The sequence below is a fragment of the Martinezella calliandrae genome (assembly GCF_030272695.1).
In the GTDB taxonomy this organism is placed as follows: domain Bacteria; phylum Pseudomonadota; class Alphaproteobacteria; order Rhizobiales; family Rhizobiaceae; genus Rhizobium; species Rhizobium calliandrae.
In genome coordinates this window covers 1-12,981 of record NZ_JARFYN010000096.1, presented here as the reverse complement: position 1 = coordinate 12,981, position 12,981 = coordinate 1, and the positions used below count along the sequence as shown (strand labels likewise).

At 57.9% G+C, this 12,981-nt stretch carries 15 protein-coding genes and 1 pseudogene; 9 read left to right on the top strand and 7 right to left on the bottom strand.

Features of this window, described 5'->3' with window-relative positions; translation table 11 throughout:
- Positions 1–698: pseudogene (locus PY650_RS34825) on the bottom strand (TolC family protein); the annotation flags it as partial.
- A 37-nt stretch (positions 699–735) separates the two neighbouring features.
- On the opposite strand from PY650_RS34825, the gene PY650_RS34820 reads away from it, so the two are divergent.
- The 9 genes from PY650_RS34820 to PY650_RS34780 all read left to right on the top strand — a co-directional run bounded on the left by PY650_RS34820 (position 736) and on the right by PY650_RS34780 (position 8,773).
- Entirely contained in the window at positions 736–1,572 is an 837-nt protein-coding gene (locus PY650_RS34820) for a recombinase family protein (RefSeq protein ID WP_285884600.1), read from the top strand.
- 11 nt (positions 1,573–1,583) lie between these two features.
- Complete coding sequence (locus PY650_RS34815) at positions 1,584–2,489, top strand: recombinase zinc ribbon domain-containing protein (RefSeq protein WP_285884599.1); 906 nt, start codon at positions 1,584–1,586, stop codon at positions 2,487–2,489.
- A 402-nt stretch (positions 2,490–2,891) separates the two neighbouring features.
- Complete coding sequence (locus tag PY650_RS34810) at positions 2,892–4,991, top strand: hypothetical protein (protein WP_285884597.1); 2,100 nt, start codon at positions 2,892–2,894, stop codon at positions 4,989–4,991.
- 433 nt (positions 4,992–5,424) lie between these two features.
- Positions 5,425–5,670: a hypothetical protein gene (locus PY650_RS34805; protein WP_285884596.1), complete on the top strand. Its 246-nt coding sequence runs from the start codon at positions 5,425–5,427 to the stop codon at positions 5,668–5,670.
- Between the two features lie 462 nt (positions 5,671–6,132).
- Entirely contained in the window at positions 6,133–6,441 is a 309-nt protein-coding gene (locus PY650_RS34800; RefSeq protein ID WP_285884595.1) for a hypothetical protein, read from the top strand.
- A 10-nt stretch (positions 6,442–6,451) separates the two neighbouring features.
- On the top strand, positions 6,452–6,691 hold the full coding sequence (locus PY650_RS34795) for a hypothetical protein (protein ID WP_285884594.1): 240 nt from the start codon (positions 6,452–6,454) through the stop codon (positions 6,689–6,691).
- 82 nt (positions 6,692–6,773) lie between these two features.
- Positions 6,774–7,103, top strand: a complete 330-nt coding sequence (locus PY650_RS34790) for a hypothetical protein (RefSeq protein WP_285884593.1) — start codon at positions 6,774–6,776, stop codon at positions 7,101–7,103.
- Between the two features lie 7 nt (positions 7,104–7,110).
- Entirely contained in the window at positions 7,111–7,479 is a 369-nt protein-coding gene (locus tag PY650_RS34785; protein WP_285884592.1) for a hypothetical protein, read from the top strand.
- A gap of 115 nt (positions 7,480–7,594) precedes the next feature.
- Positions 7,595–8,773 (top strand): Fic family protein, encoded by a 1,179-nt coding sequence (locus tag PY650_RS34780; RefSeq protein WP_285884591.1) that lies wholly within the window; start codon positions 7,595–7,597, stop codon positions 8,771–8,773.
- A 70-nt stretch (positions 8,774–8,843) separates the two neighbouring features.
- Here the strand turns inward: PY650_RS34780 and PY650_RS34775 are convergent, their stop codons facing one another.
- The 6 genes from PY650_RS34775 to PY650_RS34750 all read right to left on the bottom strand — a co-directional run bounded on the left by PY650_RS34775 (position 8,844) and on the right by PY650_RS34750 (position 12,881).
- Positions 8,844–9,212, bottom strand: a complete 369-nt coding sequence (locus tag PY650_RS34775; protein WP_285884590.1) for a hypothetical protein — start codon at positions 9,210–9,212, stop codon at positions 8,844–8,846.
- An 8-nt stretch (positions 9,213–9,220) separates the two neighbouring features.
- Complete coding sequence (locus tag PY650_RS34770) at positions 9,221–9,577, bottom strand: hypothetical protein (RefSeq protein ID WP_285884589.1); 357 nt, start codon at positions 9,575–9,577, stop codon at positions 9,221–9,223.
- Positions 9,578–9,786: 209 nt separating this feature from the next.
- Entirely contained in the window at positions 9,787–10,263 is a 477-nt protein-coding gene (locus PY650_RS34765; RefSeq protein WP_285884588.1) for a hypothetical protein, read from the bottom strand.
- On the bottom strand, positions 10,217–11,326 hold the full coding sequence (locus PY650_RS34760) for a hypothetical protein (RefSeq protein WP_285884587.1): 1,110 nt from the start codon (positions 11,324–11,326) through the stop codon (positions 10,217–10,219). The genes PY650_RS34765 and PY650_RS34760 overlap by 47 nt, the downstream gene beginning before the upstream one ends.
- Positions 11,323–12,000, bottom strand: coding sequence for a hypothetical protein (locus PY650_RS34755; RefSeq protein ID WP_285884585.1), 678 nt, complete (start codon positions 11,998–12,000; stop codon positions 11,323–11,325). The genes PY650_RS34760 and PY650_RS34755 overlap by 4 nt, the downstream gene beginning before the upstream one ends.
- Positions 11,997–12,881: a plasmid recombination protein gene (locus PY650_RS34750; protein WP_285884583.1), complete on the bottom strand. Its 885-nt coding sequence runs from the start codon at positions 12,879–12,881 to the stop codon at positions 11,997–11,999. The genes PY650_RS34755 and PY650_RS34750 overlap by 4 nt, the downstream gene beginning before the upstream one ends.
- Between the last annotated feature and the right edge of the window lie 100 nt (positions 12,882–12,981).

Here is a 12,981-nt window from a genome sequence, read left to right as displayed (position 1 = left end):
GCCGAGCGTGATCGTCGGATAGAGCTGGGCCTCCGTCACGCCGATCTGAGCGGTCGCAGCAACGAGGTTACGCTCGGCGACGCGGATGTCGGGTCGGTTGCGGACGAGGTCAGCCGGGACGCCCGTGTCGACTCGGCCCCGGAATACCGGCTGGTTACCACCGCCGCGCAACTGGCCGATAATGGTCGCCGACGGCATGTCGAGCAGGGTTGCGATATGATGTACCGCCTGCCCTGCCGGTAGCTGATTTCGAGGCCGGGAATTTCAGACAGAGTCGAGTTGACGAGACCTTCGGCCTGGACGACGTCAAGGCGGGATACGGCGCCGGCATCGAATTGGAACTTAGTGAGTTCAAATGTTTCGCGGCGAGACTTCAGGTTATCCCGCGCGATCGAGACAAGGGCCTGGTAGTAGCGGACGTTGACATAGCTGGTGGCCAGATCCTGCAAGAAGGTCAGGCGCTGGGCGTCGACACCGGAGAAAGCCGCATCGAGCGATGCATTGGCGCTTTCCGTTGCGCGGCGGTATTGGCCCCAGAGGTCGAGCAGCCATGACGCCGAGAGATCGCCGCTGGTGGTGTTTCGTGTTTCCTTTTTAGTGCGCTGGCTGCCCTTTTCGCCGCTGGTTGTATGACCGCCGGAGGCAAGAAGGCTCGGCAGCCCGCCGGTGCCGGCGGTCACAACTTCAGCAGATTGTGCTACATTAATGGTACGATCTTTGATACAGATGCAGGCCATGACGAAAGCATATTCATACATTCGATTCTCCACGCCAGAACAGGCGCAAGGCGACTCCCTCCGCCGCCAGGTCGCGAAAGCAGAGGCTTGGGCGCGTGAGCGGGGCCTTATTTTGGACGACTCCCACCGCGACCTCGGTATTAGTGCCTATCATGGAAGAAACCGTACAACTGGTGCCCTTGGCTCCTTCCTTCAAATGGTCGAGGTGGGCAAGATCGAACAAGGTTCATTTCTCATTGTGGAGAGCTTGGACCGCCTATCACGCGAAACCGTGATCGATGCTGCGACCCAGCTTTTCGCCTTGATCCAAGCTGGTGTTGTCGTAGTCACTCTTAGCGATAGTCAGGAGTATTCCGCCACCCGTCTCCGGCAGGACTGGACCCCGCTGGTTATATCATTGGCGGTCATGGCACGCGCGCACGATGAAAGCCGCGTGAAAAGTGAGCGCGTTGGAGAAGCATGGCGGCAGAAGAAAGTGGCTGCGCGTGCAGAGGGGAAGCCTCTCACGCCACGGTGCCCGGAATGGTTGGAAGTCCGCGACGGAAAGTTCATCCCACGTCGAGATCGTGTAAAAATTGTACACCGCATTTTTCGCGAAACGATCGAGGGATTCGGTCGCAGGGAAATCGTGTGCCGATTGAATGGAGAAGGAATCCCCTCGTTCAAAGCTGGCGAAAACCGGAAGAAACCCTCCATAGGATGGCAGACTTCCAGTGTTGCGAAGATCGTGCAAAATCGCGCGGTGCTAGGCGAATACCAACCACATACGGGTACCATAAAGCGCGCAACCGGAAGCCTGACGGCGACCCGATCAAAGAATACTATCCCCGAGTAATCGAAAATGAAATGTTTTGGCGCGCCCAGGCAGCCGTCGAAGAACGACGTCAACAGAGCGGTGGTCGACGTGGAGACAAAGGCGCTCACCTCCTCCGGGGGCTCGCAAGGTGCTCCGCTTGTGGAGGCCCGATGCATATCATCGACAAAGGCAAGCCGCCCAAAGGCGGCATCTATCTCGTATGCTCTGCTAACCGCCGAAATGCGGGATGCGGAAACGCCCAGGCGTGGCGAGTCGACAAGCTCGAAGAAGCGCTCCTGCTTTGCCTTACCTCTTTTAAAACGAAGTCCTTCGAGAGTTTGAACGGCAATGTGGTTGATCAGGATCAGAAAGTCGACGCGATTAGGGCGGAGTTAGATGACCTTAACCGCAGGAACAAAGTACTCATTAGGTTGGCTGAATCCGAAGATCAGCAGGCAGAAGCGCGATTTCTTGAGAATGCGCAGGAAATCAAAATTAAAAAAAGAGAATTGAAGGCGGCAGAGGCGGAGTTGGGGACCCGTCGAAGCGACCCAGGCAATGCCGCTCGCCTTGTCGAAATTCTCCGGTTATCGACTGATCTTTTCAAAATAGAAGGCGAAGCACGGCTAGAGAGCCGAATCCGTCTTTCATCCCTTATCCGCCGGATCGTGGATCGCGTTGAATGCGATCCCGTGCGAGGGGCATATATGATACTGCAAATCGATATGAAGGTCTGGCATGTAACAAGTCCAACCGAAGGCGCTTTCGCCTATCAGATTGAAGTTGCGCCTTGGGGTGTCGATGTTCCTCCTCGACTACTTTTCCTATTGGCTAAGAATCCCGCCGACAGTGCGCGCGATGCCTTTTATGACGGCAAAGGCGGTCTGCTGATGACCGCAGAAGGGACGAAGAGCTTCCCCTCTCCACGTCACCTGTCTACGCGTACAAATGGGTAATCTAGGAAAGAACAAAAGGCATCGCCCGAGCGCCCGCGCGACGGCGATGAGACTAGGTCGCCCCGCAAGGGGCGTGAGGCCCTTCCCTGGGGGAGGGCCGCAGCACCGTCCAAGGGACGGGGTGGGGGAATATCGGCACTTGACCCATGCTCGGTATCGATCGACCATGAAAAAACCGCCATCAACGGGCTCGCAACCCTCCGGCGGTTTTCTCAAGGAATGTTCGATAATGGTGAACGATCATTTTGACATTGTAAAGCCGCCATTGACGGTTAATTGAGCGCCGGGCTGGGACATACCCCAGCCGAGCCGACGTCACCCCCAACCTCTCGTTTCAAAAATGTTGACAACTCCAACGCCTGCCTAGCTTCCGGCAATCGGCATCTCGCCAATGCCGAGCTGATGACGCAAGAGCAGGAGCGCGCTTTCGTCGCCTGGCAGGAGGAGGCCACAGCTGCGAAGCTTCGTAACGCGGACCGTCGCCAGAAGGCCAGCGCACGCCAGCTGGCCGCTAGCCAGTCGCTACCCGAGCGCGTTGCGGCCCAAACCGCGATGATGGCCGCCAACGGCGGACGGCTTCCGCCGCGCTGGCGCTACGAGGATGCGACGAAGAAAGTTCGTGGCGAGACCGTCGAATACCTCAAGCGAGTGGCTAACCGCCCCGCGTACATACCGATGATGCCATATGATCCGGCGATTGACGGTCACGGGCCGCAGCGCGCCGCCGAGCGCCAGGACCGGATCGATAATGGTTTCATACTTCGCGAAGATATCGTCCTCTCCGGGCATCTCGTTCAGAAAGGTCTGCGGTTCGAGGGCTTCAAGTCGGAGACGCTGGACACGAAATCCGCGCTGCGTTGGCCCGCCCTCGTTCACAGATCCCGCGACATACGCGTCTGCTGGCACCGCGGCAGCAGCAGCGCGCTTAAAGTCCAGGTCGCAGCGGCGCGTGCGGATGGCGTGCCCGAGTGGCTGCTTGCGGAACACGGCGACGCCGTGGAAATCGTTGACGCTGCGCAGGACGTGAACATGCGAGTCCTCGAACCGGCGCATTTCAAAGTGCTTGGTCTGGACGCCCCGACGGTCGAGGGAAACAAGAAGCTTCTCGGCTTCATTCGTCTTGATACGGATCTTGACTGGAAAAGCACCGAGCATCTGTTGCGGGCGCTCAGGGAGAAGGTAGAAGCCAGGAAAATAAGGTCGCTCCCGAATTTCATCGTCGGCATTAGGACCGAAGACGGTCGCCTTATCCGTCCGCATCTTATCTGGCTTCTGCCGATCGACATGGGCGTTCTCAACGTCGACAACAAGTTCCTCCGGAAGTTTAAGGCGGTTTACTACGGTCTCTGCCGTGCGCTTGCCGACCTCGGAGCTGATCCACAAGCGCCGGCCACGTCGCAACTGGTCAAGAACCCGTTGTCACCGCTGTATCATACCGAATGCCCGTCGGACGCCTGGACGTCGCTGGACGAACATGCCTCTTGCCTGGATATGGGCCTCGACCGCACGACCCTTGTCCGCGAGGCCGTCGCGACGCTGACGGGCGAAACGTTCCGCCATTCGAACGAGTATTTCAACGGCTGTCTCGATGCCGCCCGCGGCCTCATGGCGCGCTGGCTCCGTGACCGCGATCCGTTCTATGTCGAAGCGTTTGCGAATGGCGACGACGGGCTTCTCATCGACCGCCTGCAGGAAGCTCTTTCGACGCTTGTCGTCGCGGAGGGCATGAAGCCCCGCTCCATGGAATACGTCCGCCATAAGGTGGCCGCCTGGGTCGTGGGGACCTGGAACCCGGCGAAGATTTCAGGAAGATCGTTGCCTACGCCCAAGCGGCTCGCTCATATCGTCGGCGATGTCCGTGGCGTGGCCGCGCGCCAGGCCGTGGCAGGGCGATATTCGGCCAAGGTTCGTGCCGACAGGACGCTGGAGCGTTTGATCGAGGCCTGGAATCGCCTTGTCGTAAACGGACAGCCGTCGAAATCGGCGTTGGCGAAAGACGCCGGTCTTTCCCGTCAGACGGTCATAAATCGCTACGCCGAACTCCAGGCAGCGGTAGCCGCGGGGGGTGTAAAAGACGCTCTTATGTTATATAGGGGGGTAGAACCCGTGCGCCCCGAAAAATTGGAATTTCCCCAGTCCGAGAAACTGGAGGATATGGTTGATGCGGAAACGACGGCGCATACCCGCATAGCACTCACCCTTCACGTAGACTGCAACAGCGACGAGGCAGTCCTTGCCGCTCACGAAGGCTGGATCGCGCTTCAGGAAGGCAGATTTCCGCGCCCGGAGATCATGAATACGCTTTCGGCGTCAGTCGGTCCCGCGTCCCCCGTGCCGGGTCGCTACGCTGCCGCTCCTGCGGCTAACGTCAATCTCGAAACCGCATGCGCGAATGCCCGCATCATCCCCGGCACCAGGGAACGCTATGCTTGTCGCTCCGATACGCTCTTCTCCATCTCAGATGCGGTTCCCGCGTTCAAATGGCCCACGGGTCCATTTTGAAGTCAAACGTGCTGTACGGGCGCGCATAGAGCCTCGTACAGCACCGCTGGACGTTCAGATGGGGCAAGAGATACCCCTGAATCCATTTCCCCACCCTCATCAGCAAGCCTGTCACCGTTCTCACTATGTCAACGGCGATGCCGTCCTCCGCGGTGCTGCGGCCCCTTCGGGGTGACTGCCGTTGCGAGCGATGACTGACAGGAGGCATCGGGACGGGGAACATCAAGAAGACCGCCCTACGGGCGGGTTCGACCTCGCCTCCGGCAGGATCGAACAGGGAACAGGCCTTTCGTTCAGGAAACCCTTAAAATTCTACCGATCCAGTTAACCACCTCTCCGGCACAACTCAACCATTCCGCGTTGTCCCCTGGGCTCGTTTCTCACGCTGTGATAAAAAGAAAGGGTAGTTAAATCAGAGGCAAAAGGCGCTCCCATGGAGATCAAGAGAACAACCATTCCGGGTTTGACCTTTGTCGTAGTGGTCGAGGAAGTTAACCACCGGGACCATTCCGGTGGCCTCATCTGCTACATTGCATTGCTCTACAAACTGGACCTCAAGACAAAGGCCCGACATCTTGTCCGGCGTTCACGCATTCCCGGAGCTGCGGAAGACATGCGCCGGGAGTTTCAAGAGGGCGGCATTAAGGCATTCCGTCGCCTCGAACAAGTCACGGCCTGAAAGAAGGAAACACCAATGCTCGCACTTCGCATCCTCGGCCTCCCGATTGCAATAGCGGCCTTCGCCGTCCTTTACGTCATCGCCACCAAGGCACCCGAGGCAGTCGAAGTTGGAAACCTGTTGCTTTGAACGCTGCTGCCGACGCTACTAATCGCGAAGGCCGTGAGACGCATTTGTAAGTGAAATATTTTTCCAAGACTTCGCCAACTCCGAACCGCTTTCACGTCCACGCCGACCTAATTGAAGACCTCAGAGAGCGGCGGCGTCTTCAATTACGCCGAAATTAAAGAACTCGATCCAGTTTTGGCAAACGAGTTCTTTTAATACATTATTTCAATATGTTAGCTCAACCCCCTATTGGAGATTTCCCATTATTCTGTATCCTCATTCCCGTCATCACGACTGAGGGACGGACAGTAACCCATCCTCATACCCAGGAGTAAGAACACAGGAGAGTAGACGATGGTTTCAGCAAAGCGGTTGAGAATTCATCAAGCGGCGATGCACCGTGATTTTATTGAGCAGGAGGCGAAGCACCGACTAAAGAAAATCGAGGAAGTGCGGTCTCAAGTCGCCGTCATTATGCCCTCGACGCCGACAGCCTCCTTCGATGTCGCAGTAGAACACCTGCCGCTGCATGTCATCGACAAGTTGGAGGTGATGGACCTCCGCCATCTCATCTTCGGCATGATCGCTTACGCCGACAAGGCGCTAGGTCTCAATGACTCTGACGTGGCCAAACTCTGGCTGGCCATGACCACACGCAAATAGGAGAACTGAAATGAACCTGAAATTGCAATTCATGGGCTGGAAGCCCGACGCCGACGTCTACGGCGAAGCCGCCGGTATGGCGTCCGATGGTCGCGTCCTCGACCTCGTCGTGACCCACGGCGACGAGATTTTCCCTTGGGAAGTCGTTGATGGTTGTGACCCCATCGCGTTCGGCGAAGCCACCAGCGCCGCCGAGGCCCGCCGCGCTGCCGAGACTGCCGGACGTCGCGCATTCATCCGCGCTGCCTGACAAAATATCTCACGGCGTGATTTTTTGTTTGCCGCCGATCTCACGCCGTGAGACGCTAGACATAGATCGAAAACACAAGGATATGAACTTCAACACTTGGAAAACCCTCGATCCCGTCGAGGAGATCGCCCACAAGCTCGGTTTCGACATCAGCCGATGCGGCAGTTGGGACGAGTATGGTAGCCGGTTCCGGGCGGCGAACAACAAGGACGTCGGCCATCTGGTCACGCGGGCTACCGAGATTGCTGACTACCTGACGACTCGCGAACTCTCCGTGCTGGCGGCTATGCTTCACGCCGCTGACTTCTCGCGCCAGGCTGACACGTTGTGCGAAGGAGCGACGTGGAAAGGACTGGACCATACCCACGACGACAGTGCGACTGCCGTTGCCCTCGCCATCATGCGGCCGTGAGGAGACAATGGCGGACGTCGCACTGGACCGTAAGAAACGTCAGGCAGTCTACGCGGCGAAGAACCGGCGGAAGGCGAAGGCCCTCCGCCGCCCCGACGCGCGTTCGATCGCCGATGCCTATCTGGCCGCCGTCGAAGGCGGCGGATTGGAGCGGATGATGCGTGTCTACATTTCGAAGCTCGCGCCGGACTGCGACGTGGACGCCCGGAGCCGTGACGCCGTCGATCTGGTGCGGTCCGTCGCCATACTCGTCCTCCTCGATAAGGGCTATGACCTTGCACAGATCAGGGACAAGCTAGCGACCATGACTACGACAACTTTGACAGACATTGATCAAAATTTCCCAGACAAGCTTCAAGCAAGGAATCGTTCATAAAAATTCCACTTTTACAACACATATTGTTTCTATATTAATGGACAAGAAAAATTGGCGCTAAATAATTATGCCAATACATTCAATGCATTAAGCTGGACAGAAAACGGGGACAAAAATGGGTCAAAAGCGGGAATATCTCTCAACCCATCCATGGCTGACATTTAGCTTTGATCTAAGACCGATCAGCCATACGGCATGGATGAACTTGGGAGAAATTATTTCCAAGTCCAAACATGTGGCAAATGCGCCGATCGATCCCTCTGAGGCACGAAAACTATACAACGTTTTTCTGGCAAAGGGTGCGGCCGCAACAACTGCCATCGAGGGAAACACACTCTCCGAAGATCAAGTAGAAAAGCAGATTTCCGGAAAACTAGAACTGCCTCCCTCTCAAGAATACCTACAGATCGAAGTGCAGAACATCCTTGACGCATGCAATTACCTCGTAGACTCGACACGAGATGATGGAGAACGCCCCGTAACTCGGGACTTCATCGATGAGTTGAACAGACTTGCCCTGAAGAACCTTCAGTTAGACGAAGGAGTGATTGCTGGCGAGGTAAGACATCACAGCGTGGTGGTCGCTGGTTATCGGGGTGCCCCAGTTCAAGACTGCCAGTATCTCCTTGACGAACTATGCTCCCACATCGAGGAAATGCTGAACGTTGAGCCAGAAAAGAAAATGCTGCACGGTATATTCGCGGCATTATTTGCTCACGCGTATATCGCACTAATTCACCCCTATGGCGACGGGAACGGCAGGACCTCCAGATTGTTGGAGGTATATATCCTTCTGCGAAGCGGGTTTCCGATGCCAACATGCCAATTACTGAGTAATCACTACAATAAGACTCGGACCGCGTACTATAGACAGCTCGACTCAATCTCAAAGAGTGGAGGTCATCTGACCAACTTCATCGAATATGCCGTACAAGGATTTGTAGATGGACTTATTGAGCAGGTGTCCCTTATCCAGGGAGAGCAAGTTCGTGTAACTTGGATAAACTATATTCATAGTAAATTCTCAGAGCAGGCTTCGCCAACGGCAAAGCGTCGCCGAGACTTAGCTATTGCAATAAGTAAATCGCCAGAACCGCGGACCCTCAATTCCATTTTTGAAGGGGACCCAAAAACAAACCATGCGTACGCGCACCTCGACGACAAGACTTTGACTCGAGATTTGAATGTACTCGTGACTATGGAAATAATCTCACGCGCCAAAGGCAAGAAGTGGCGGCCTAGAGTCGAAAAAATTCAATCGTTTCTCCCTTGGAGAAATGGGGGCGAAGCGTAGTTACGCAGATGTCGTTGTCTAAAAGCAATTATGGCCCATAATCGCGCGGCAATGCACCCTCTGGCAGCGCTCATCTTGGTTCAACGTTGAACGACAAGATGCCGTTGGCCTGCTGGCCTGTTCCGGTGTCGATGACGAACACGGCAAGCTCGTAGTGTCCTGGAACAGGTATCCCTGAAAACTGACGAGTTTGTGGATCGTAGGTCATCCAGTCGGGTTTCTCGGTCGGCTCAATCTGGACGACTCCCGTCGACCTAGTGACGATGACGCCCACGGTCAGAGGCTTGCCTGCTGCAAGCCGATCGGTCGACGTCGTGGTCGGGCTGACGAACTCGACCTTCAGTGCGTCGGCAGGCGGTTCCATAGCGTCGAGGATCGAACCGGCGTTCGCCGGTAGGACGGCAATAGTGAGGAAAACGGTGGTTAGGATCGTTTTCATTGGCCCCCTCAGTAAACGACGACTTTGTGCCAGATCGTGTGGGCGGGATCGACGTAATCGGAATCTCGGGAAGGACATGCCTGCAGCTTAACGGCAATATCGTAAGACCCCCGTCCAGGATTGCCGAAGAGATTCCCGCCGTTGGGACCGCCGCGGCGAAAGGTGAAGCCCGATGGATATTCGACGGACCAGCGACCAGCGCAATCGGGGTGCATGATAATGCTCATTGCTATATCGACCTGGGGCACGCCGTAAGCCGCCCGCGCATCGGCGGGAAACCTAAAGGTCTCTCCCCATGTACTGGTCTCTGCCGATGCGCTCCCTGCGATCGATGCCGCCAATACGGCGGCGATGATGGTGTTCATTTCCCGTCTACCCCCTTTTTTGCGCTTCGATCCATGTCGCGATATGGTCGGGAAGAGCCCATATGAAACTAAAGGACAGTGAACAGAGCACCGCTTGAATAGAGCAGAAAACGGTAAGCGTTACGATCGATGCCGACAGGTGCGGCAGTCTGCCAGTCCGCAGACCGTCGCCAGACCAAAACCGCCCGCCGTCCAGATCAGAAGTTTCTTCATTTCGGTTTCCCTCCCTTCATGAGCATTCCAAGTCCAGTCTTCGGCAATTGTCCGCGTCCGGCAAGAGTCAGCATCCCGCCGACAGCGCCCGCGGCAAGACTGGATTCGCCACCAGTCCCCGAAAGCCCGAGCCACGCCAGAACGCGGTCGGGGAGCGCCCAGCTCTGCCCGAAAAGTTTGAAGTCGAGGTACCAGGTCAGGTAGAGCTGGATCACGGACATGACGAGGAAGCCAACAAGACCGACGACCGCGCCGCCCGTTTGGGCCAAGAAGGCGGTCGCCCACATTTTGTCCATCGTGCGCAGTACGAGGTTGAACACCGGGTAGCTGCCGCAATACGCCAGGATCGCGAGCGACGGACGCAGAAAAATGTTGACCGTCATCAGCAGTCCCATGCGGACGCTCTCGCCTGCAAAATCCTCACCACTATCGAGGCGCATCCACTTCATGCACCACAATGGCAACGCGATCATTGCTTCCAACAAGGCGGCGACCAGCGCAATCCCGGAGATCATTATGAAAACGAAGGGGAGGATTGGGATCAGATAAGCGCGGATCGAGCCGATAAAGAGTAGTCCGCCGATGACCCACTTGCTCCAGTCCAGCAGCCAACTCGCGGCACCGCCAGCACCGAGGTTTCGCGTTCTCGACAAGTTTCGACCGCGACTCCTTTTCGACCGTCGCCGCTTCTGCTTTCGCAGCCTCGGTAATCTTGGCATCGAATGCCGCCCCCCGGGCGCGGATATCCTGAACGATCGTCGAGGATAGAACATTGCCTGAAATCGCCTGCGTCATCGCACCGGCGGACGAGAGCCCCGACGTCTCGGCAGCCAACTGCGCATAACGCTGCGCCTCGGTCCGGTATGCGGAAACGATCTCCTTGACCGCCTCGCGCCTGGTGTTCGAAAAGCCCTTCCGGTTGTCGGGGATCGTGTACGAGAAATGCCCGCACGTCGGCCCATAGCTCCAGGTAACTTTCTGACCGTACCCGGGGATGCCAAGCCCTCCGACACTGCCGCTTGGTTCCGGCAATCGCGCCTGCCAACCCCACATGGAGCCCGCCTGATTGTAAACCGCGGCGCAAATCTCATGCTGTAAGATTCCCATCGCGACCGTCGATCCTGACGATGAAGCCGGGAGGATCGTCGTCTCCCCCGAGGCAACCGTGACGACGAACACACCCCAAGAGGCATCGGCGAGGTTGATGCCCCCGCGAGCGACTACGTCACGGAGCAGGTAGTGCGCCGCGGAAAACCCCGTGGTCGGCATCGGACACAGGAGACCGAGGCCGACAATGACACGCAACGGCGTCCAGATTTGGTGCCAGCGGTCACCGAGCGTTTTCCCGGTATAGGCTGACTGCACGATCCCCGAGATGACGCCGTAGCCGAGGAGGATAGTAGACAGCGCAAAAAACGTGGATGTGAATACCTGCAACGTCGGTCCCCATGCGGACGTCGCATCCGTCGGCAACACAGCAGTTACAAGCTGCCACGCGAGATTCGAGGAGGATGGCTCGGCGAACAGGTCAATCATTTCGGGCCTCCTGGTCGCCTCGGCCCTTGTATGCCGTCTGGGCCGTCAGGCGTGACGTCGTTCTTTTCGTCGGCCTCCGAACTACGCTTATCGGGGCCGAACACCTTCTTCTCGGCCTCTGTGAGAACAACGGGGACGACCGGCAGGGCCAGACGCGGCGAGGGTTTCGGTTTCGCCGCCGTTCCCGCCGATCCCGACTTGCCCGCACTCCCTTTGTCATCGCTGCCGTTGCCGGAACCCGCGTCGGCGTCTGGGGTCACGGGCGCGGCTTCGAATGCGGCAACGCTTTCGGGGTTTTTTGTCCCGTCAAGGATCGTTTGACCGATGGCGGCTAACTCCGGCAGCGTGTGCCACACCGCCGCAAGCCACGGCTTCGCGCACGGCTGCATTTCCCCTTCACGAAGGATTTCGAAGCGGAGCTGGATACGTTCTTCCAGCGTCCGCCAGTCCGCCGCATCTCCCTTGGACGCCAGCTTTTCGAGGTATACCAGTAGCGCTGGAGACTCCTGTTCAAGGAACGTCTGTCGATGATGTGTCGGACGCCCGCGAACCAGCATGCACCACCGTACGATGTCCACCGCCGCCCCATGCGTCGGGTCGAGGTGCTTCATATTCATGTCGCGGAGGACGCTGGCAGCATTCTTCCAGAAAATCTCTTCGCCCACGGTCATCATGGCGTCATCCCTCCCGGTGTCGGTGCCGACTCATCTGCCGCGGCGGCGAGCGCGTCCGACAAAAACTGGATTTTCTGTTCTGCGGCGACCAGACGTAGTCTTTGTTGCCGGAACGCGTGACGCTGCTCGGCAGCTTTCTTCTCTGCCTCACTCTTTGAGGTATTGGCCTTCGCGACCTCCTCCTGTGCTTTTTCGACGGCAGCCTTCGCCGCAGCGATCTCGGCGGCGTAGTCCTGCCGGACACTCTCACGCAGCGCGGACTCTCGCGCACCATCGAGGACGGCACGCACCGCGCCACCCACGCCTTTCAGGCGATCCGCCGAAGCCTTCGCCTTTGCCGCGTCCGCGTTGATCGCTGCGGCCTTCCGGTTCGTGAGTTCGATGTAGGCGCGACCCTTCGCTTCCACGATGGCCGCCCGCTCTACGGCCAGCTTGAGCGCCGCTGCCTGAGCCTTCTCCGCGTGCCATTGCGCCCGTGTCAGGCGGCGCTTCCCAGCTCCGAGGCGCGTCAGTCCCGCGGGAACGGCGACGCGCTGGTGATAATCATCCAACCAAGCCCGAAGGCCCGCGACATAGGCGCGGTTGGCTCGCTTATCCAGCGCCTTCTTGTCCTCACCCGGAAGTTGGCCGCCGTCGACAACGGCATTCTTCGCGACATAGCCGGGGTGCAGCCGCCCCGCCCGCATTTCGGCGTCGTCGGGAAGAAGATAGGCATGAAGATGCGGGTGGCTTTCATCGACGTGCCGCACGACGGACACGAGCCGTTCGCCGTACTGTTCCCGCAGCCAGTCGATCGAGGTTTGCTCCCATTTCTGGACGTCACGGCGGATGTCGGCGCTGGTGCGGTATTCCTCCATCGTCGCCGGGTGCGAGAAGATCACTGTGAACCGCGCCGGGTTTGCCGGAGGCCGTTTGGTTTAAGTTATGCGGCCATGGCTGGCGCGTCCAGCATGGCATAGTAACGTTCTTCGGCTTCGGCAG

Bases quoted from the DNA above. Each gene is read 5' to 3' on its own strand.
- PY650_RS34820 (WP_285884600.1), top strand. From the start codon at position 736: ATGACGAAAGCATATTCATACATTCGATTCTCCACGCCAGAACAGGCG.
- PY650_RS34815 (WP_285884599.1), top strand. From the start codon at position 1,584: ATGTTTTGGCGCGCCCAGGCAGCCGTCGAAGAACGACGTCAACAGAGC.
- PY650_RS34810 (WP_285884597.1), top strand. From the start codon at position 2,892: ATGACGCAAGAGCAGGAGCGCGCTTTCGTCGCCTGGCAGGAGGAGGCC.
- PY650_RS34805 (WP_285884596.1), top strand. From the start codon at position 5,425: ATGGAGATCAAGAGAACAACCATTCCGGGTTTGACCTTTGTCGTAGTG.
- PY650_RS34800 (WP_285884595.1), top strand. From the start codon at position 6,133: ATGGTTTCAGCAAAGCGGTTGAGAATTCATCAAGCGGCGATGCACCGT.
- PY650_RS34795 (WP_285884594.1), top strand. From the start codon at position 6,452: ATGAACCTGAAATTGCAATTCATGGGCTGGAAGCCCGACGCCGACGTC.
- PY650_RS34790 (WP_285884593.1), top strand. From the start codon at position 6,774: ATGAACTTCAACACTTGGAAAACCCTCGATCCCGTCGAGGAGATCGCC.
- PY650_RS34785 (WP_285884592.1), top strand. From the start codon at position 7,111: ATGGCGGACGTCGCACTGGACCGTAAGAAACGTCAGGCAGTCTACGCG.
- PY650_RS34780 (WP_285884591.1), top strand. From the start codon at position 7,595: ATGGGTCAAAAGCGGGAATATCTCTCAACCCATCCATGGCTGACATTT.
- PY650_RS34775 (WP_285884590.1), bottom strand. From the start codon at position 9,212: ATGAAAACGATCCTAACCACCGTTTTCCTCACTATTGCCGTCCTACCG.
- PY650_RS34770 (WP_285884589.1), bottom strand. From the start codon at position 9,577: ATGAACACCATCATCGCCGCCGTATTGGCGGCATCGATCGCAGGGAGC.
- PY650_RS34765 (WP_285884588.1), bottom strand. From the start codon at position 10,263: ATGATCGCGTTGCCATTGTGGTGCATGAAGTGGATGCGCCTCGATAGT.
- PY650_RS34760 (WP_285884587.1), bottom strand. From the start codon at position 11,326: ATGATTGACCTGTTCGCCGAGCCATCCTCCTCGAATCTCGCGTGGCAG.
- PY650_RS34755 (WP_285884585.1), bottom strand. From the start codon at position 12,000: ATGATGACCGTGGGCGAAGAGATTTTCTGGAAGAATGCTGCCAGCGTC.